The sequence below is a fragment of the Apibacter sp. wkB309 genome (assembly GCF_002964915.1).
Lineage (GTDB): Bacteria > Bacteroidota > Bacteroidia > Flavobacteriales > Weeksellaceae > Apibacter.
Map to the genome: position 1 here is coordinate 21,330 of NZ_PSZL01000001.1, position 20,665 is coordinate 41,994.

11 protein-coding genes are annotated in these 20,665 nt (G+C 32.3%); 7 read left to right on the top strand and 4 right to left on the bottom strand.

Annotated elements, in window-relative coordinates; translation table 11 throughout:
- Nucleotides 1–148: 148 nt before the first annotated feature.
- Genes C4S75_RS00065 through C4S75_RS00095 form a run of 7 tightly spaced genes read left to right on the top strand, consistent with a single transcriptional unit; the run spans nucleotide 149 to nucleotide 16,642 of the window.
- Entirely contained in the window at nucleotides 149–7,291 is a 7,143-nt protein-coding gene (locus tag C4S75_RS00065; RefSeq protein ID WP_105296280.1) for a type I polyketide synthase, read from the top strand.
- A gap of 9 nt (nucleotides 7,292–7,300) precedes the next feature.
- Nucleotides 7,301–11,626, top strand: a complete 4,326-nt coding sequence (locus C4S75_RS00070; protein WP_105296281.1) for a type I polyketide synthase — start codon at nucleotides 7,301–7,303, stop codon at nucleotides 11,624–11,626.
- On the top strand, nucleotides 11,614–11,913 hold the full coding sequence (locus C4S75_RS00075; RefSeq protein WP_105296282.1) for an acyl carrier protein: 300 nt from the start codon (nucleotides 11,614–11,616) through the stop codon (nucleotides 11,911–11,913). The genes C4S75_RS00070 and C4S75_RS00075 overlap by 13 nt, the downstream gene beginning before the upstream one ends.
- On the top strand, nucleotides 11,891–12,652 hold the full coding sequence (locus tag C4S75_RS00080) for an alpha/beta fold hydrolase (protein WP_105296283.1): 762 nt from the start codon (nucleotides 11,891–11,893) through the stop codon (nucleotides 12,650–12,652). The genes C4S75_RS00075 and C4S75_RS00080 overlap by 23 nt, the downstream gene beginning before the upstream one ends.
- A 15-nt stretch (nucleotides 12,653–12,667) precedes the next feature.
- On the top strand, nucleotides 12,668–13,855 hold the full coding sequence (locus C4S75_RS10145; protein WP_105296284.1) for a glycosyltransferase: 1,188 nt from the start codon (nucleotides 12,668–12,670) through the stop codon (nucleotides 13,853–13,855).
- A gap of 5 nt (nucleotides 13,856–13,860) precedes the next feature.
- Nucleotides 13,861–15,054 carry a glycosyltransferase gene (locus C4S75_RS10150; protein WP_105296285.1) on the top strand — a complete coding sequence of 398 codons (1,194 nt, stop codon included), beginning with the start codon at nucleotides 13,861–13,863 and terminating at the stop codon, nucleotides 15,052–15,054.
- A gap of 19 nt (nucleotides 15,055–15,073) precedes the next feature.
- Entirely contained in the window at nucleotides 15,074–16,642 is a 1,569-nt protein-coding gene (locus C4S75_RS00095) for a hypothetical protein (RefSeq protein WP_158254189.1), read from the top strand.
- Nucleotides 16,643–16,717: 75 nt separating this feature from the next.
- On the opposite strand, the gene pyk is transcribed toward C4S75_RS00095, so the two are convergent.
- The 4 genes from pyk to fabF are packed head-to-tail and all read right to left on the bottom strand — an operon-like array spanning nucleotide 16,718 to nucleotide 20,646.
- Entirely contained in the window at nucleotides 16,718–18,145 is a 1,428-nt protein-coding gene (gene pyk / locus C4S75_RS00100; RefSeq protein ID WP_105296287.1) for a pyruvate kinase, read from the bottom strand.
- Nucleotides 18,145–18,627, bottom strand: coding sequence for an IPExxxVDY family protein (locus C4S75_RS00105; RefSeq protein WP_105296288.1), 483 nt, complete (start codon nucleotides 18,625–18,627; stop codon nucleotides 18,145–18,147). Before C4S75_RS00105 ends, pyk begins: the two co-directional genes overlap by 1 nt.
- Nucleotides 18,624–19,376, bottom strand: a complete 753-nt coding sequence (gene rnc / locus C4S75_RS00110) for a ribonuclease III (RefSeq protein ID WP_105296289.1) — start codon at nucleotides 19,374–19,376, stop codon at nucleotides 18,624–18,626. The genes C4S75_RS00105 and rnc overlap by 4 nt, the downstream gene beginning before the upstream one ends.
- 19 nt (nucleotides 19,377–19,395) lie before the next feature.
- Nucleotides 19,396–20,646 carry a beta-ketoacyl-ACP synthase II gene (fabF, locus tag C4S75_RS00115; protein WP_105296290.1) on the bottom strand — a complete coding sequence of 417 codons (1,251 nt, stop codon included), beginning with the start codon at nucleotides 20,644–20,646 and terminating at the stop codon, nucleotides 19,396–19,398.
- Between the last annotated feature and the right edge of the window lie 19 nt (nucleotides 20,647–20,665).

Sequence of the window (20,665 nt, forward strand, 5' to 3'; positions counted from 1 at the left end):
ATTTTTTTTTGATTATATTTGCGATTCGATTTCCCCCCTTTAATAACACGGGGAATATGTTTAGTTAATACTATATGATCCTAGATTATCTTAAGTAGTAAAAAACATTGATAAGTTAAATATTTACTAAATACAATTTTTTTAAGCCATGCAAGAAAAAAAAGAGTTATTTGTTCTTTCTCCTTTTGAATTACCTGACGTTGATCTAGCCTTAAAAACTATTAAAACCGGGGCTTTTCCAATTCTACATTTAGGAAGAGATAAAAACAAAGCTATTCAAAGTTTAAATGAACTTTCTGAAAAAACAAGAGAATCATTTGGTGTATGTTTTGTGTCAGAATCAATGGCTGACCTTACACTTCCTGAAAATGTAACAAAAATATTTATTCCCTTTAATTTTAAAATTTCTGTTAAAAAAAATATAGAAATTTTTCATCAAGTTCACTCTTTGGATGAGGCAGAAGAAGCTATCAAAAAAGGGGTAGAATCAATTATATTAAAAGGAAATGAAGGAGCAGGAAAAGTGGCTTATGAATCCTCATACGTTCTTTTTCAAGGAATTAAAAACAAGCACAAAAAATTAAAAACTAAAATTTACATACAAGGAGGAATGGGTATTCATACCTCTGCTGCCGCCTTAGCAATGGGGGCACAAGGTATCATACTGGATAGTCAAATTGCTCTTTTTCCAGAATGTAGCATATCAAAAGATTTAAAAAACATTTTTAACAAACTGAGTGGAAGCGAAACTGTTATTATTGACAATTTCAGAATCCTACTTAGAAAAAATTCACCGGAATTACCAATACAAGCAAAATATGCAGATATTTTACCTTTTCTAGGCGGCCTTGATCTTTCTCAAAATATAATTCCTATGGGGCAAGATATTTGCTTATCCGTGGATTTTGTAGAACGATACAAAAAGCTTGAAAATTTAATTATAGCTTTTCAAGAAGCTGCCTATGGGCATTTATTGCAAGCTAAAAATTTAAATATAATCGGAGAGAACAGCCCTCTTGCGAAAGAATTAGGAACCAGATTTCCAATCGCTCAAGGTCCTATGGCCCGAGTTAGTGACGTACCTGAATTTGCTGAAAAAATTGCCAATGAAGGTGGGGTTCCATTTATAGCAATGAGCTTGATGATTGGACAAGCAGCTAAAGATGCTGTTGAAAAAACACATGCTCTATTAAAAGATAAGGCTTGGGGAGTAGGTATCTTAGGTTTTGCTCCGGCACCATTGCGCGAAGAGCAAATGAAATACATCCTCGAAAATAAACCTCCGTTTATTATCATTGCAGGTGGTAGGCCTTCATTAGCTAAACCTTATGAAAAAGAAGGTATCAAAGCATTTTTACATGTACCATCTGTATCATTACTGGACATGTTCTTAAAAGAAGGTGCCAGAAATTTCATTTTTGAAGGAAGAGAAAGCGGTGGACATGTTGGTCCTTTACCAAGTATGGTTCTTTGGGAAAAACAAATCTATCGTTTATTAAAAGACGACCAACCAAGTACATTAAATATATTCTTTGCAGGAGGAATTCATGATGCATTTTCTTCCGCATTTATCTCTATTATGTCTGCATCCCTAGCAGCAAAAGGAGCTAAAATTGGTATATTGATGGGAACTTCTTACTTATTTACAAAAGAAGCTGTGGAAACGGGTGCTATTTCAGATGAATATCAAAAACAATCCGTAGCACATGATAAAACCGTTTTACTAGAAGCGGCTCCAGGTCAAGAAACCAGAGCTCTACCTACCCCTTTTACCAAATTATTCGATCAAGAAAAACAACGATTATTTGCGGAAGGTTTAGATTCCAAAGAAGTTTGGTTGAAACTTGAAGAAATGAACTTGGGACGTCAAAGAATTGCTGCAAAAGGAATTGAAAGACAGGGTAAAGAACTTATCAAACTATCCAATGAAGACCAGTTAAATAAAGGGGTATTTATGATTGGACAGGTTGGTGCTTTAAGAGGCAATTCAACTACCATAAAAGAACTCCACAAAGACGTAGCAATAGAAAACAATAAAGTTCTTTCAAAATTAGATAATCTTACAGAACCAACTAAAGAACCTAGTGGTTCTAAATTGGCAATTGTAGGTATGGCAGGTATTTTTCCTCAAGCCCAAACGTTAGAGGAATACTGGAAAAATATTTTGTCCGGTAAAGATTGTGTTACCGAAGTTCCTGATGACCGATGGAATAAAGAACTTTTCTATAATCCCGACACCAGAGATACTGATTTCGTTTCCTCTAAGTGGGGTGGTTTTATACCAACCATAGATTTTGACCCGTTAGAATTTGGTATCCCTCCTCAATCATTAGCTTCCATAGAACCGGTGCAGTTATTAAGCCTTTTAGTAGCTAAAAGAGCATTGGAAGATGCCGGTTATGACATGAAAACTTTCGATGGAGAAAATACATCTGTTATTATCGGTGCAGAAGGAGCAACCGAATTAGCTTCAAGTTATGGATTCAGAGGATATGCAAAACAAGTTTTCGGAGATCTTCCTGAGGAACTTAAAAATATGCTTCCTAAACTTAATGAAGATTCCTTCCCGGGGGTTTTATCCAATGTGGTGGCCGGTAGAATTACCAACAGGTTAAATTTAGGGGGTACCAACTATACTGTTGATGCTGCCTGTGGTGCATCTCTTGCAGCAGTAGATATAGGATGCCAAGAATTACAAAATTATAGAACAGACATTGCCATCATAGGGGGAGCAGATTTACATAATGGTTTAAATGACTTTTTAATGTTCTCTGCAACACATGCCTTATCAAGAAAAGGAAAATGTGCTTCCTTCGATGCTAATTCTGATGGAATTGCTTTAGGAGAAGGAATTGGAATGATTGTGGTTAAAAGATTGGAAGATGCAGAACGCGATGGAGACAGAATCTATGCCGTAATAAGAGGAACAGGTGCCAGCAGTGACGGTAAAAGCTTAGGTATGACCGCTCCAAATAAAAGAGGTCAAATGAAAGCTCTACAAAGAGCCTATAAACATGCAGGTGTTTTACCTTCAGAAGTTGAATTAATTGAAGCTCATGGAACAGGAACTGTTGTAGGTGATAAAACAGAATTAAGCGCATTGACTGAAATGTTTTTAGAGTCCGGAGCTTTAGTGGGACAAACTCATTTAGGGTCTGTAAAAACTCAAATCGGACATACTAAATGTGCTGCCGGTATGGCCGGATTGATTAAAACGGCTTTAGCAACCTATTACGGTATTCAACCGCCGACTATCAATTTAACTAATCCGAATGCTTTTTATAACAAAGAAAGCAGTCCGTTTAAATTTAATACTAAAGCGGGAATCTGGAGCAGTGAAAGAAGAATATCCGGTGTAAGTGCTTTTGGATTTGGTGGAACCAATTTCCATGTTGTAATGGAAAATTATAAATCAGAAATTCCTACTACAAGCAGCTTAACTTCTTGGCCTTCCGAATTATTTGTTTTCAAAGGAGATAACTTACAAGAAGCCAAACAAATTGCTCAAAAAGTTAAAAATTTAATTGAAATAAACAGTTCTCTAAACTTAAAAGATATAGCTTATAGTTTAGCAACTGATAACAATAAAGATATTCAAGCTTCTATAGTAGCTTCCAATACCATTGAATTAAAAGATAAAATTGAATCTCTTCTTTCCAATAAAGAAGAAGCGGGGATTTATCTAAGGGATCCTAAGGAAGGTAAAGTTGCCTTTTTATTTTCAGGACAAGGAAGTCAAAGAATTAATATGGCTCGTGATCTTTTTGTGGCTTTTCCAGCTATGAGATCCTTATTAATTCAAAATAAAGAGGTTGAAAAAATATTATTCCCTCATGCAGTTTTTGATGATGAAAGTAAGAAATTACAGCAAACTACGATCACAAAAACTCAAAATGCCCAGCCATCGTTAGGCATCGTTGATTATGCGATCGCTAGTTTTTTACGATCTTTAGAAATTGAACCGGATATGGTTGCGGGACACAGCTATGGAGAACTTCCTGCGCTTTGTTTTGCAGGAGTATTCAAACCTGAAGAATTAGTTTCTTTAAGTAGAAAAAGAGCCCATGCAATTTTAGATGCTGTTGGACAAGATAAGGGTAAAATGATTGCATTAAATCTACCGGAAGTAGAAATAAAATCATTACTTGAAGGAGAAAAAGAAGTTTGGGCCGTAAACTTCAATTCTAATAAACAAACCATTCTTGCCGGTTCTACTGCTGCAATGACTGAGTTTATGAAGAAACTTACGGATAAGAAAATCACTTACAGAGAATTGGCCGTAGATTGTGCTTTCCACAGTCCACTATTGAATAAATCTAAAGATTTATATTTGAAAGAGCTTTCTTCTGTTGATTTTACTTCTCCAACGTTGTCCATATGGTCTAATACAACTGCAGAATTATACCCTTCCAAACCTGAAGAAATTAAAAATCGTTTAGCTGAGCATTTAATTAATCCAGTATACTTTACCAAAGAGGTTACTAATATGTATGCAGAGGGTGCTCGTGTATTCATTGAAACCGGTCCGGGTAAAGTTCTCATAAATCTTGTTCAATCTACATTAGGTGCTCAAGAAATTACTACAATTCAAACCGAAGAAAAAGAAAAAGAAGGAATTACCTTTTTACTTAATGCATTAGCTAAATATATTGCTACCGGAAGAAATATAAATCTTGAAAAACTATTTGAAGGTAGAAAAGTTACTTCTATAAATTTTGATGAACCGGAAAAATATAAAAAGAGAGCTACAAACTGGCTTATCAATGGCCATTATGCTATTCCTTCCGTAGGAAGCCTTCCTCCTAACGGAGCACTTCCAATTAGCAAACCGATAAATTTAAATTTTGGAGCTATTTCCGATACTTATACCATGAATAACAATCTTACTCAAGCGGATCATGTTATCCTTGAATATTTAGGTAACATGAGATCTATGATACAAAACCAAAGAGACGTCATGTTAGGATACTTTGGTCAAAATCCAACAACTATTGCTGCTCCTCAAGCAACAACAACTATTCAAGTGCCTACTCAAAGCACTCAAATCGCTACCCCTCAACCAACGGTGGTTGTTCCGGCTCAAGTCGCCGTACCGGTACATACAGTTGCTCAAAATTCAGCTCCTGCTTTATCAATTCAAGTAATCAAAGACACTTTGCTTGATACAGTAAGTGAAAAAACCGGATATCCTATTGATATGCTAGGTTTAGACATGGATCTGGAGGCTGACTTAAGTATAGATTCCATTAAAAGAATGGAAATCATTGGAGCTTTAAAGGAAAAATTAAAAATCAATGCTGATTTTGAAGAATCTGAAGATGCTATCGAAAAAATGGCTTCTATTAAGACACTTAGCGGTGTTATCGGATGGGTTGAAGAATTAGTAAAATCAGATCAACCCGTATCTCAAGAAGCTATTGTAGCTACAAATATTTTACCTGCAGCAACTCCAAGTGCTAAAAAAGAAGCCCTTTCTTTGGAAGTGATTAAAGATGCTCTCCTTAATACCGTAAGTGAAAAAACCGGATATCCAATTGATATGTTAGGTTTGGATTTAGATTTAGAAGCTGATTTAAGTATCGATTCCATTAAAAGAATGGAAATTATTGGAGCATTACGAGAAAGATTAAATATTACTTCTGATTTTGAAGAATCTGAAGATGCTATCGAAAAAATGGCCTCTATAAAAACATTAAACGGGGTTATCGGATGGATTGAAGATTTAGCAAATGGAGATTCTTCAGAAAAAACAGACAATCAAATTGCAGCTGCACCGGCTGTAAATGAAATATCTTTTGATGCAGAATCAATTTCAGAATTAGAAAAAAACCTTGATTCAGCTAAAGACGAACCACTTTTAAGAACTCGTTTTGAACTTGAGAAATATCCAATTAATTCATCAGATAAAATAGAAATAGAAGGCAAAAAATTTGCAATTACTGATGATGGAAAATCTATGGCTAAAGATCTTAAAAAAGCTTTAGAAGCAAAAGGAGCTACAGTAGATATCATTTCAGACAGTAATATAAATCTTTCAAACTACGACGGTCTCCTTATTTTAGATGTTTCAGAATCATCTAAGCATTATACTATTAAAGATGCTTTTACTCTTATAAAAAGTGCTGATATGGATCGTATTCAATGGATCTATAGCTTCAGCGACCTGATGGGTGATTTAGAAGGTAAAAAAGATATCAAAGAATTAAAGAAAATTCAAGGGTTTCCGGGATTAATCAAAAGTTTAGCTCGTGAATATTCTAAAATAAATTGTAGAGCTATTATATCTAATACTGTATTTACTTCTAAAAATTTAACGGAAATAGTTTTAAATGAAATACAAGCAAAAGACATTTCTGCTGAAGTCATTTATAAAGATACCGAACGTTTTCGTTTTAATTTAGTACCTGAAGCTCTTGTTGTAAATGGAAGCTCTAAATTAGATCTAGATAAAGAATCCGTAGTACTTGTTTTAGGAGGCGCTCAAGGAATTACCGCTGAATTAACTAATCAACTTTCATCTGAATATCCTTGTCATTATATTTTGGTAGGACGTTCCGCTAAACCTACTGAGGAAGATAAAAAATACATTTCATTAAAAGATAAAAATGAAATCCGTAAATATCTTATCAATGAAGAGCAAATGAAAACTCCTACTGAAATAGAGAAAAAAGCTCAAAAAATTGATAAAACCAATCAAATAATACAAACCATAGCCCAAATTGAAAAATCAGGCTCTAAAGTGACGTATGTTTCTTTAGATGTAACAGATGAAAAAGGACTAAGGAAATTTATAAAAGATACGTACAAACAATATGGTAGAATTGACGGATGCATTCATGCAGCAGGACTTTTAGTTGATAAATTATTTACACATAAAACCCTTGAAGCATTCGAACAAGTTTATTCTACAAAAATAAATCCTTTACACGTACTGTTAGACGAACTTCATAGTGATATTAAATTCATTATTTTCTTCAGCAGCATCGCTTCTGTATACGGTAACAGAGGACAAACTGATTATGCCGCAGCCAACAGCGTGTTTGACATGACTTCGTGGGCTATCCAAGGAAAAACCAACGCCAGAGTTTTAGCTATTAATTGGGGGCCTTGGAAAGGAGCAGGAATGGTATCCAGCTCTTTGGAAAATGAATTTAATAAAAGAGGTGTTGCTATGATTCCTTTAAAACAAGGAGCTCGTGAATTCGTTAACGAATTAAAATATGGTAATGACAACCAAGTTTTAATTATGGGAGGAAGTGATCAAGGAGTTAAACAATTTTTCGGAATCTGAGTATAAACTATGAAAGATACAGATATTGCAATTGTAGGAATGTCTTGTTTCCTTCCAGGAGCAAATAATATCAATGATTTTTGGAACAATTTATTGAAAGGAACTTCTTCCATAACTGATGTTCCTGAAGAAAAAATTGATTCAATCTACTTTAAAAATAATTTAAATAAATTAGATCATATTTATTGTAATAAAGGAGGATTTATTCCTCCTATTACAATTGATCCATCTAAAATAGGAATAACACCGGAACAGGTACAGCACTTAGATCCTACACAACTTTTAGTAATAAAATTAGTCTATCAAGCATTAGAGGATGCTTCTGTATTTGAAAAAAATATTTCTTTAAAGAAGTCTTCGATTATAATCGGAAAAGAAAATTACATTAGTTCCAATGACTTAAAATGGATCGATATTGTTCGTACGAGTGAGCAACTTGCTTTAGCCGTTAAAAATATACTTCCGTCCATTTCCGATCAAGACATTGAAAAAGTTAAAGAGGCTTTTCAAAAGGATAAAGGGGCTCAAGAAAACAAATTACAACTTGAACATACGACAAAGTCAATTGCGGGAATAGTTTCCTCTCATTTTAATACTGAAGGTACTGCCTATACCATCGATGCATCCGAAGTAAGTTCATTACTTGCTGTTGAACAATCAATACAGGAATTACTTGCTAATAAGGTCGAAATTGCAATCGCAGGAGGTATGCAATTTAGCCAAAATTCTCCTTATTGGAGTATGTTTTCCAAATCGGGTTTATTATCTCATAAACAAGAAATTAAACCTTTTAATGAAGACGCTGACGGTATTTTGTTAAGCGAAGGAGCCGGATTTATTGTACTAAAAAAATTAAGTAAAGCTCTTTCCGATAATGATCGTATCTATGCTGTAATTAAAGGGGTGGGAATTGCTTCCAATAGCAATAATTTTTCAAACGGACAAAAAACTGCTATTCAGGAGGCTTGGAAAAATGCAAAAGTTAAATCTGAAAATATCGGATATATAGAGGCTAACGGTACAGCTATTAAAAGCGATGATAAAATTGAGATTGATGTGCTTTCTGAACTATTCAAAGATGGAAAAGTTTTAATCGGATCGGTAAAATCCAATATTGGACATACTCTTTCTGCGTCCGGTATGGCAGGTTTAATTAAAACCGCACTTTCTTTATATAATAAGAAAATCCCTGTAACTCTGAATTGTGAAAATCCTAATAATTCACTAAAAAATACACAAATTTCACCTGTTACTGAAATAATCGATTGGAATGAAAAAGAAATTCCATTACATGCAGGGGTAAGCACATTTGGTATTGATGGAATGAGTGCACACGTTGTTTTACAGGCACATAGCCATGCCGAGGAAAACAACTTATCAATTCCGATTTTTGACAACGAAGCGATTGCTATTTCCGCTTCATCTAAAGAGGCGTTAATTGAAGCATTAGATAAAAGAGATTTTTCTTTATCTGATCCAAACGGTACTTATCGATTAGTTCTTTTTAATCCGACATCGGATCGTATTGAAAAAGCTAAAAAATTAATTTCAAAAGATAAGCCTTGGAAAGGAAGACAAGATATTTGGTTCTCAAACAAACCTCTTTTAAGAAATAATGAAAAAATAGCTTTCTTATTTCCGGGATTCGATCCTTCATCTAATCCGGAAGTAGAAAGTATTGCAAAATATTTTGGGTATAAAATTCCCAAAGAAAGAATTACGGGTAATTTATTACTTGACCAGTCTTTTAAACAATTACACGGAGGTGAAATTATAGACGGAGCGTTAAAAAAAATGGGTATAATACCCGATTTAACTGCAGGGCATAGTTTAGGAGAATGGTTCGCAGCAAAATCAGGTGGTCTAATTTCTGATGAATCCGTTGAAAATTTATTAAATTCAATGGATCCGGAAAAATACAATATGGACGATGTGTATTTTATCGCCGTAGGTGCCGGTACAGAAATAGTAAATCCCATTTTAGATGGAGTCCAGGATCTTTACTTGTCCAATGATAATTGTCCCAACCAAGTTCTTTTGTGTGGAACTGAAACAGCAAAAGATCAATTAATACAAATCTTAAAATCTAAAAGTATATTTTATCAAGTTTTAGATTTTAAATCGGGCTTTCATTCACCATTCCTAAAAAAGAAGCTTTATTTACTGGACGATCTTAATTACATTAAGATTGAAAAAAATGACATTCCGGTTTGGTCGGCCACTACCCTAGATGTTTACCCGCATGATTTTGAATCTTTCAAAGAATTAACCATGCAACATCTAACTCAAGCCGTTCTTTTTCGTGAATTAATTGAAAAATTATATGAAAAAGAAAATGTTAGATTTTTTATACAAATAGGAAGTGGAAGCTTAATTGGTTTTGTGGATGATATTCTTAAAAATAAAGAATATGCTGCAATATCTGCTACAGCTCCTAAACTTTCAACTTTGGAACAATTGAGAAGGGTAATTTCTTTATTATTCATTGAAGGTAAAAAAATTAATACTTCTTTCATAGGTCTTAAAAACAAGGAAACTTCTTCTATCGAAGAAATTCAAGTTTTTGAAAACCAATCTTTAGTAAAAAACTTTCCTTTATTACAGGAATTATCCAATAAATATAAAATTCATACTACCGAATCAGATTCTATAAATTCTCTTTTCATTAAATCCAATCATCCTGTTATTCAAGCGATGAATGAGTATACTCAAGAACTTATTCTCATGCAAAAGGAATTTACTGAAATGGTTGAAACAAGAAAAGCATTTGCATCAAATTCTGATCATTTAGTTACTGATTTTGTACCCTTAAAAGAATATGCTCCTCAACCAATTATTCCTAATACGGTTACTCAAGAGATAAAAGTTGGAAGTTCTTTTGAAGAAAAATTAGATATCGACTTAAAGAATTATCCTTATATAATAGATCATTCTTTATTCAGACAACCTAAAAATTGGAAAGTTGTTGAAGATATGTGTCCGGTTATACCTATGACCATGACTTTTGAACTGTTAATAGAAGCAGCTCATAAACAAAACTTAAATAAAAAGGTTCTTCGTTTGGGACCTGTAAGTGTTTTCCAATGGATGAAAGTATATAAACCTTTCCAACATACCATTGAAGGAACATGGAAAACTGAAAATGTAGTTTCCTTGAAAATCAAAAATTTCGCAAATGGAGATGTAACTTTAGGAGATGCATATCCAAATGTAGACCCAGCTTATCTTGAAAATATTGATTTTGGAGAAAATGCGGTAGCTCTCCCTACTCCGGAAATTATTTATAAAGATCATATGTTCCATGGTCCCGGATATCAAGGTATTTTAGAAGTTACAAACATTTCTAAAAAAGGATTAAGAGCCATTGTTAAGAAATCCTTTGGTAAAGGTTCTTTAATGGATACTATTGGTCAACTTTATGGCTTATATCTTCAATTGATGTTAGAGGGAGAATCTAAAGTTAGTTTTCCGGTAAAAATTGAAGAAATTAATTTCTATCAAGATGTAGAAGATCAAGAAGGAATTTTTGAATGTATTTGTCTTCCTACCTCCTATGTAGATAAATTGGCAACTGCCGATATTATCATGAAACGCGACGGAAAAATTTGGTGTATAATTAAAAATTGGAAAAATCAAATATTTGAAGGTTTTGACACCAGACTATGGAATACGAATATGAGTCCGGCGGATCATATTTTGGCAAATGAAATAGCACCGAATGTTTATTTCTTCGATGACCGATATAAAAAAGCTGTAAATCAAGATTTCTTGATGCATATATATTTAAACACTGAAGAAAAACGTCGATATGATTCTTTAATGTTAAATAAGAAAAAAGATTTTTTAATCAGCCGTATATGTGTAAAAGATAGTGTTAGAGATTACATCAATAACCAAAATGGCATAAAATATTTCCCTATTGAATTTTCTATTCAGCACGACGAAAAAAATAAGCCATCCATACACGGGGTTCCGGAAACTGAGTCTTTAGAAATTTCAATTGCTCATAAAGGAAGCAATACGGTAAGTATGGTCTCTAATAAGCCGATAGGAATTGATATTGAAACCATTGAGGAACGTGATAAAGGCTTTTTAGATATTGCATTCACAGATAAAGAACTTACTCTTATTAAATCAAAAGAAAATATTGCTGAATGGAGCACTCGTTTTTGGGTGGCTAAAGAAGCCTATGGAAAAATGCTTGGTGTCGGATTAAACGGAAATCCTAAGCAATATGAAGTAACATCTATTGATGGTGAAAATTTAACTATCAATGAAACTATAATAAAAACAATTAAACATAATAATAAATTCATAATCGGATGGACTCTATAGAAAAACAAAAAGAAACTATTTTTGAATCACTTAAAAAATTTATTACTGAGGTAATTGGCGAAGACGTAGCGGAAGAATTAACTATTGAACCGGAAAGTGTTTTTACCAGAGATTTGGAAATGGACAGTATTGAAATTGTTTCATTTGCGGAAAAAGTAAAAGCTACCTATGGTGACAATATAGATTTTAATGGATGGTTATCAGGTATGGATATGGATCAATTAATCAATTTATCAATCAACGATGTTGTTAATTATATTGTAGATGCCAATAATTCAGATAAATAACAGAAAAACTCACATCTTAGAACTCAATCCGGAAGCTTCCGAAACAATTGTAATGGTTCATGGTATGTTTACCAATTTATCCATATTTTATTTTAATATAGCTCCGGAACTTGCTAAAAAATATCACGTGGTTATGTATGATCTACGTAGCCACGGCCTTAGCGGCAAAATTGATAATGGGTATGATTTAGAAACTCTTTCGAATGATTTGTTGGATCTTTTAAATCATTTAAATTTATCAAAGGTAGATCTTGTAGGCTATAGTTTTGGTGGTTTAATAGCTTTATATACTGCAATTCACCATCAGGATAAAATAAAAAAACTTGCTATTATCGATTCTCCTATTACAGATAAAAATGGAGATACAGAGCAAATTCTTGAAAAATATGGTAATGAGTATATTGAACACTATATGAAAAATTATAGTATTTCAACAAATATTACTCCTAATAACAAGCAACTTGAAAAAAGTAAAAAATTATTTGATTTTTTACTTCATGAAACTTCGATGCCTCAAGATTTAATAAAGGATAAGAATTTTTCAACAGAAAAAAATATGAGTCTCATAAAAAATAAAACGTTATTACTTTATGGGAATGAATCGGATTGTTTACCGGATGGGAAGTTATTAAATACCTTTATTCCTGATTCAACCTTATTTTCAGGAACAGGAGATCATAACATTCCAATTCAAAATCCTGAATGGATTAACGAAAAACTAAGTGAATTTTTTACTTAATAAATTAATTACTAGATGGCAAAATTTACTTTCATAGTTCCTCCCCTTACAGGTCATATTAATCCAACATTAAGCCTTGGCAATGAACTTTTAAATAGAAACCATGAAGTTACCTGGTATAGTTTAGATGCTAATTTAAAAGCTCAATTGCCTGAAAAAGGCCAATTAATTGTTCTTCCTTTAGAAATGGATGAAATGGCAAAAAAAAAGCTTTTTGAACATGCTCAAGAGCTTCAAAAAAAGAAAGTATACGGAATAGACAGTCTTAAATTTTTATATGAAGAAGTTCTCACTCCCATGAATTCATTAATGATGAATGGGATTGAAAATGCATTAGATGAATATAAACCGGATGTGGTGATTTCCGATCATCAAATTTTTGCCGGAGCTGTTGCTTCATTCAAAAAAAATATTCCTTATGCTACTTCCGTTACTGCACCGGCATCAATTAAAGTTAATCCTTCGTTTCCAAAAATTCATGAATGGGAAGGTGAACAGGTTATAGCTTTTCAAAATAAATATGGTGTTTCCGGATATGATCGTCTTGATTGTTCTGAATTATTAACTTTGGTATACACCTCAAGAGAATTTTTCGGTGAAACCGATTTGCCATCCAATTACAAATTTATAGGACCTGTACTATCACCACGTGCTCAAAAAATTGATTTTGATTGGGAAAAACTAGAAAAAATGGGTCAAGATCGTCCCAAGATTTTAGTAAGTATAGGAACCACATTTGATCATACACAAAAGAAACAATTTTTCAGTAAAGTTGTTGAGGCTTTTGGGGGAGAAAATATTACTGTTATTGTAGTATCCGATCCTGATTTATTTGAAAATATTCCAGATAATTTTATTATCCAAAAGAATATACCCCAACTTGAAATAATTCAACAGATGCAAGCAGTGGTATGTCATGGTGGAAATAATACGGTCTGTGAATCTCTGTCTTACGGTATTCCTTTAGTAGTTATTCCCATTGCTTACGACCAATCTTTTGTATCCAGTTGCGTTACAAATAGTGGTGCAGGTATACGTTTAAATTTTAATCGTTTTAAAACTTCTCATCTAAAAGAAGCTGTTGAATCACTATTAAATCAGAAATCATTTAGTGAAAATGCAAAAATGATTCAAAGTTCATTTGAAAAAGCAGGAGGAGTGAGTAAAGGAGCAGACTATTTACAAACATTAGTAAAAAATTAAACATTATGTCAAAATTCTTATTTGTTGTCCCTCCTTTTTTTGGGCATATCAATCCCAGTCTAAGTATAGGTAGAACTTTATTAGAAAACGGTCATGAAGTCGCATGGGCCGGATTAACCGAAATAAAACCTGAAACTATACCCGCAGGCGGTACTTTTTTTATATTAAAAGAATCATATCAAGAAAATAAAGAAGAAATACAAGATATTATTAAACTACAAGACAGAGGGGCTAAATTACCTGCTTTGGAAGCATTAAAATTGGGACTTCAGGGTACTTATATTCCTTTTGCCAGAATAATGTATGCCGAGCTTTCTAAGTTAGTAGATACTTATAAACCGGATGTTATTATCAATGACTGTATTACATTTGCGGGAGCATTTGTAGCTCATGTTAAAAAAATTCCATTGGCTACGATCACTCCTGTTACCCCAAATACACTTCATGATCCGGGGACAGCACCAAAAGTAACTCAATGGGTGCATGATTCCATCATAAATTTGCAAAAATCCTTAGGTATATCGGGTGATGAAGAATTAATTTCTTCTAAAGAAGTTAATATGTTTTATACCTCTCAAAAATTTGCAGGATATAATGATGGAGAATATCCTTCGTATATGAAATTTATCGGAGCTTTAACCGGTCGCCCGGATAATACTCCTTTTGATTGGGACAGATTGAATAAAGATAAAAATCCTAAAATATATATATCTTTAGGTACTGTCTTAGTAGATATCAGAAAAGAGTTTTTCACTAAAATGATTGAGGCTCTTAAAGATAAAAACGTAACTGTTGTTGCGGCAACAGACCCTTCTATTATAGAAAAATGGCCGGATAATTTTATTGTACAAAGTTATGTGCCACAACTTGAACTTTTAAAGCATATTGATGTAGTAATTGGTCATGGAGGATTAAATACCGTTTGTGATACTTATATGAATGGTATTCCAATGCTCATAATACCTATAGCTTTTGACCAATCTCATACCGCCACCTTAATTGAACAATACGGATGCGGCATACGGTTAAAATACAAACGCATGAGAATTATGGATATAGAACATGCGGTTGACGAATTATTATATAATGAAAAATATAAAAAAGCAGCAAAAGAAATTCAAGAATCTTTCATTGAAGCCGGAGGAAATAAAAAAGCTGCAGAGCTCATCGAAAATCTAGTTATTGAGAATAGTAAGTAAAATATTTAATTTTTATAAAATGGAAAAAACTTCTGAAAGAAATATTTACTTTTTGCTATTTATATATGTATTAAGTGTTTTATTCATATGCTCAAAGATGTCCCCTCTTTATACTACAAATGAATGGGCAGATCCTAACATTTATTTTAATGTTGCAAAAGGAATGGTTAATGGAAGGGCTTTATATACTGAAATTTTCGATCATAAAGGGCCTTTCATATTTTTTATTTATGCAGCCGGATATATAATTTCTAATGAAAATTTTTTCGGGATGTTTTTAATTGAATTAGCCTCCTGGTTTATTTTAGCATTGTCTTTATATTCTACTTCTAGACTATTCTTAGGTAAATTCATTTCTTTTGTAATTACCACCGCATTCTTTATTTTTATAATTAAAATTATGAAAGCGGGAGGTTCTGCTGAAGAATTTATTTTATGTATGGAAGGGGTCACCTTATACTTATTTTTTAAATATTTTAAATCTGACAACCCTATTCACAAACCTATATATATGTTTATTAATGGTTTGTTAGTAACTGCTGTGTTATATACTAAAATAAATCTTATAGCATTTTGGATTTTTCCCCTTTCAGCAATATTTATTAATATTTTATATCATAAGGAATATAAAAACTTTTTATACAATGTTTTAGCATTTATTTTAGGGTTTTTATTTGTTAGTATCCCTGTTATTGGTTATCTATACACACATAATTGTTTAGAAGAGGCTTATAAAATATATATTGAGTTGAATAGTGCTTATGCAAAATTAGGAACTCCTAAGGATATTGTTTTAAGGTTATTGGCAAGAATTCTTTATTTATTTTTAGAACCCACCTGTTTGTTTTTACTTGCTTTTATGGGAATATTTTTATTTCCATTTAAATATGTTAAAAATAGATTTGCTAGAGTAGGTATAGTATTTTCCGGATTTATTTTATATACGGTTATCTTTATGGGTAAATTTCAATATTATTATCCTATACCTTTTTTAATTTTCGGATTTATAGGTTTTATATATGTTGGAGCTATATTCCAAAAATGTTTTGGCTCTTTTTATATAAACTCAAGTAAAACATTATTTTTTACTATGTTGGTATTCGTATTTACCTGTGCGGGGATGTCAGGACTTGATAATACGCGCATAGAAGAATGGATATTAACGGATGAAAATTATGACCGAAAAGCTTTAATGACCATGAGGTTAAAAAAAGAAATTATGAAAGAAAATAATCCTACTTTATTAAATTTAGGATTTGGTCTGGCAAATAATCTTTTTACTACATGTAATATAGTACCTAATATTAAGTATTTTGTTACTCCTAATCTTTCTCATAAATTTTATCCTCAATTAAGAGACGAACAATTTCAATATTTAAAAGATAAAAAAACGGATTTTGTTATCATACAACAATACATTCCTAGTAATGGATATTATGATAAAATGGATTCTATTGATACGCCGTATAGTTTAAAACGAAATCCATTCTTATTGGAAAATTATAAATTAATTCTTACCGATACGATCATTAATACAATTGATGAAAGATCAGTTGATATTTATTTTCTATATAAGAAAAAACCCTAAATATAATTTTAGGGTACAACAAAAAAGAGTTCAGTTTATAACTGAACTCTTTTTTATGGTAAAAATTTAAATATGTTAAATTTGGGTAAGGCGTAATGTGTTTGTCAAACTATTCGCAAAAGAAGGCATTGCATTTAGGTTAATTACAAAATCACCTGATTTAATATACCCTTTTTGCTTAATATTATTGTTAACCTCAACAACTGTTTCATCTGTACTGTTCGCTCCTTCATATAAATACGCTTTAACGCCCCATAGTAAGCTTAGCATATTGATTATTCGTTTATTGGATGTATAAACTATAATGTTAGCTAGTGGACGATGAGATGATATTTGAAATGCTGTATATCCTGATTGAGTTAAAGTAATAATAGCTTTCGCTCCTACTTGTCCAACCATAACTGCAGCATTGTAGCAAATCATATCAGTTATATAACGCTCACTGCCTTTTTTTGGATAGTGTAAAGGGATTTGAATACGGTGATCATCTTCTACGCTTAAAATAATTTTAGACATGTTCTCAATTACTTCAACCGGATGTTTACCTACTGAGGTTTCTCCACTTAACATGACCGCGTCAGCGCCGTCTAATACAGAATTAGCCACGTCATTAACTTCGGCTCTGGTAGGGGTTAACCCGTCAATCATGCTTTCCATCATTTGAGTTGCTATGATCACAGGTTTACAGTGAGTTTTACATATGCTAACCAAATTCTTTTGAATTAAAGGAACTTTTTCCATTGGAATTTCAATTCCTAAATCTCCTCTGGCTACCATGATTCCATCGACAACATGAACTATTTCTTCAATGTTAGTTATAGCTTCCGGTTTTTCAATTTTTGCAATAATCGGGATTTTATGATCACAATGTTTCTTAATTAAATTTTGTAAATCTATAACATCCTCTTTATGTCTAACAAAGGAAAGCGCAATCCAATCAAATTCGTATTTAATTGCAGTTATCGCATCTTTAATATCCTTTTCCGTTAAAGCCGGTAAAGAGATTTGAGTATTTGGTAAGTTAACTCCTTTTTTAGATTTTAACGGACCTCCTTGAATAACTTTTGCTACTACTTTATCTGTTAAATTAGTTTCTAAAACTTCAAAAATTAATTTTCCGTCATCCAATAATATTCTTTCTCCAACTTTGACATCTTTAGCAAATTGAGGATAACTCATATAAACCTGTTTCGCGTCTCCTTCTACATTTTCATTGGTAAACGTAATTGTATCTCCAGCATTAACGATTGTTCCTTCTTTAACAATACCTACTCTAAGTTTAGGCCCTTGTAAATCGGCTAATAAGGCTACGCTAAAGCCATGTTCCTCATTAAGGTCTCTAACCGTACGTACCCATTTTTCAACAACTTCTTCTTCTGCATGAGAGAAATTCACTCTAATTACATTTACACCTGCTTGGAACATCTTTAATAATGTATTCTTATCTTCAGATGCAGGACCAATAGTAGCTACTATCTTCGTTTTTTTTCTAAATCCACTCATTATGTAGGTAATATCAAATTTTCTAAATTTTTTATTTTAATTTTATCTATATTTATTTCACTAAATTTATAAATATTTTTAAGATTTCCCAAATTTATATAGAATTCTTCATCTAATATGACATCTGATTTTAAGAAATAATTGTAATATTTATATTCAGGGATTAAAATTTTAACTTTTTCGATCTGGTCAAAAAAACTTTCGTTTTCATGTATGGTTTGAGGAAAGGAGAAGTTACTTATTAATTCTAATTTTTGTTTAGTCTTTTCGTGGAAAAACCTATAAATTGAGAAAATATAAGTAATCCCATCTTCTATTATTTGCTGGTCATTGACTCGCTTAAAATTAAGGTTACAATTCTTATTTAAATAGAATACAAAATCATAATCTTTATTAATACAGGTTTTAAATCCTAATAAATTAAAATCAAATATTGGATCATTTACTTCCCAATCTAAAGAATATGTTTTTAGTATACTCATTTATTTTGCAGAGAATTATAATACTTGCTAAGACTATGATAGGCTCTTCTGGAAGCGCTCTCTTCGGCTTTTTTCTTAGAAGTAGCTCTTCCTTTAGCAATAATCTTATTATCCAGTTGAATTATAGAATTAAAGATTAATGATTCTTCTGCATTTTCTTCTTGAAAAGTATTAAAAATAATTTCGAGTTTATTTTTTTGAGCCCATTCAATAATCAGACTTTTGTAACTTGCAATTCTTTTTTCAAGCTGTTCAAAGTTTTCTTGCTTAATGAGTGTTTCTTTAATAAAATTTCGACAAAATTCAAATCCACTATCTATATAAATTGCACCAACTAACGCTTCATATAAATTTCCATTTATATTTTCGCCCAAACTTGTATTTTGCCTCTTTTGAAGAAAAGAGGTTAATTTTAAATCTGCTCCTAAAACATTTAAGGATTTTCGACTTACCAGTTTGGATCGCATCTGAGTAAGATAACCTTCTTTTTTATCAGGTGCTTGATGGTATAAATAGTCAGATACTATACTTGATAATATGGAATCTCCTAGAAATTCTAATCTTTCGAAATTCTTATTATCATTTGTATTAATTGAGGAATGAGTAAAGCACTCATAGAAAATCGACAGGTTGGATGGTTTATATCCAATAAGATTTTCAATTTTCTTATTAAAAGTTATTTCCTCTTTTTTTTTAGAATTTTGTTTAAATAAATATGAACATAAAAGTATTTTTTTCCAAATACTCATTTGTTAGTAATCTCTTATTTTAAAATTTCTTTAAAATAACACATGCATTATGACCTCCAAAACCAAAAGTATTACTCATTGCATAATTTACTTGTTTTTCTTTTGCTACATTAAAAGTAAAATCTAATCTTTTATCAAACTCTTCATCGTCAGTAAAGTGATTGATTGTAGGCGGAACTTTATTTTCTCTGATAGCCACAATACAAGCCAAGGCTTCAATAGCACCTGCAGCACCCAATAAATGACCGGTCATTGATTTGGTTGAATTGATCTGGATGTTATACGCATGTTCACCAAATAATTTTAGGATAGCTTTTGATTCAGCTAAATCTCCCAATGGTGTTGAAGTCCCATGGACATTAATATGGTTGATATCTGTTAATTCTATTCCGGCATCCTCAATAGCATTTTTCATAACATTATATGCTCCTAATCCTTCAGGATGCGGGGCTGTCATATGATAGGCGTCGGAACTTAATCCTCCCCCAACTACTTCGGCATAAATAGTAGCCCCTCTTTTTACTGCATGTTCGTATTCTTCTAGAATAAGGGTTCCTGCTCCTTCTCCAAGAACAAATCCATCTCTATCCTTATCAAAAGGTCTAGAGGCAGTTTTAGGATCATCATTACGAGTAGACATAGCGTGTAAAGCGTTAAAACCACCAACACCACTTGCTACTATCCCGGCTTCGGAACCTCCCGTTATAATTACATCTGCTTTACCTAATCTTAATAGCATTAAAGCATCAATTATAGAATTGGAAGAAGAAGCACAAGCTGAAACAGTTGCATAATTCGGCCCTCTAAATCCATATTCGATTGAAATAAGACCTGCGGTCATATCTGCAATCATTTTTGGAATGAAGAATGGATTAAATCTAGGGGTTCCATTTCCTAAAGCATAAGCGGTAATTTCTTGCTCAAAAGTGTTTAAACCACCTATTCCGGATCCCCATACAACTCCTACTCTATCTTTATTTAAATCAGAATATTCTAATATTTTACTATCGATTACTGCTTCTTTGGTAGAAATTAATCCAAATTGAGCACATCGATCATATTTGCGAATATCTTTTTTTTCAAAATAATCCTCCGGATTATAATTCTTTACTTCGCAAGCGAATTTTGTTTTAAAATTTGTTGCGTCAAATAGAGTAATTGGACTAGCCCCACTAACTCCGCTTAATAAAGCTTTACAGTATTCTTTAAAATTATTCCCGATTGGAGTTATTGCACCCAGTCCAGTTACTACTACTCGTTTTAAAGCCATACTTGAATGTGTCTTTGTG

What these genes read in the sequence shown, in the direction of transcription:
- C4S75_RS00065 (WP_105296280.1), top strand. Translation starts at nt 149, where the DNA reads ATGCAAGAAAAAAAAGAGTTATTTGTTCTTTCTCCTTTTGAATTACCT.
- C4S75_RS00070 (WP_105296281.1), top strand. Translation starts at nt 7,301, where the DNA reads ATGAAAGATACAGATATTGCAATTGTAGGAATGTCTTGTTTCCTTCCA.
- C4S75_RS00075 (WP_105296282.1), top strand. Translation starts at nt 11,614, where the DNA reads ATGGACTCTATAGAAAAACAAAAAGAAACTATTTTTGAATCACTTAAA.
- C4S75_RS00080 (WP_105296283.1), top strand. Translation starts at nt 11,891, where the DNA reads ATGCCAATAATTCAGATAAATAACAGAAAAACTCACATCTTAGAACTC.
- C4S75_RS10145 (WP_105296284.1), top strand. Translation starts at nt 12,668, where the DNA reads ATGGCAAAATTTACTTTCATAGTTCCTCCCCTTACAGGTCATATTAAT.
- C4S75_RS10150 (WP_105296285.1), top strand. Translation starts at nt 13,861, where the DNA reads ATGTCAAAATTCTTATTTGTTGTCCCTCCTTTTTTTGGGCATATCAAT.
- C4S75_RS00095 (WP_158254189.1), top strand. Translation starts at nt 15,074, where the DNA reads ATGGAAAAAACTTCTGAAAGAAATATTTACTTTTTGCTATTTATATAT.
- pyk (WP_105296287.1), bottom strand. Translation starts at nt 18,145, where the DNA reads ATGAGTGGATTTAGAAAAAAAACGAAGATAGTAGCTACTATTGGTCCT.
- C4S75_RS00105 (WP_105296288.1), bottom strand. Translation starts at nt 18,627, where the DNA reads ATGAGTATACTAAAAACATATTCTTTAGATTGGGAAGTAAATGATCCA.
- rnc (WP_105296289.1), bottom strand. Translation starts at nt 19,376, where the DNA reads ATGAGTATTTGGAAAAAAATACTTTTATGTTCATATTTATTTAAACAA.
- fabF (WP_105296290.1), bottom strand. Translation starts at nt 20,646, where the DNA reads ATGGCTTTAAAACGAGTAGTAGTAACTGGACTGGGTGCAATAACTCCA.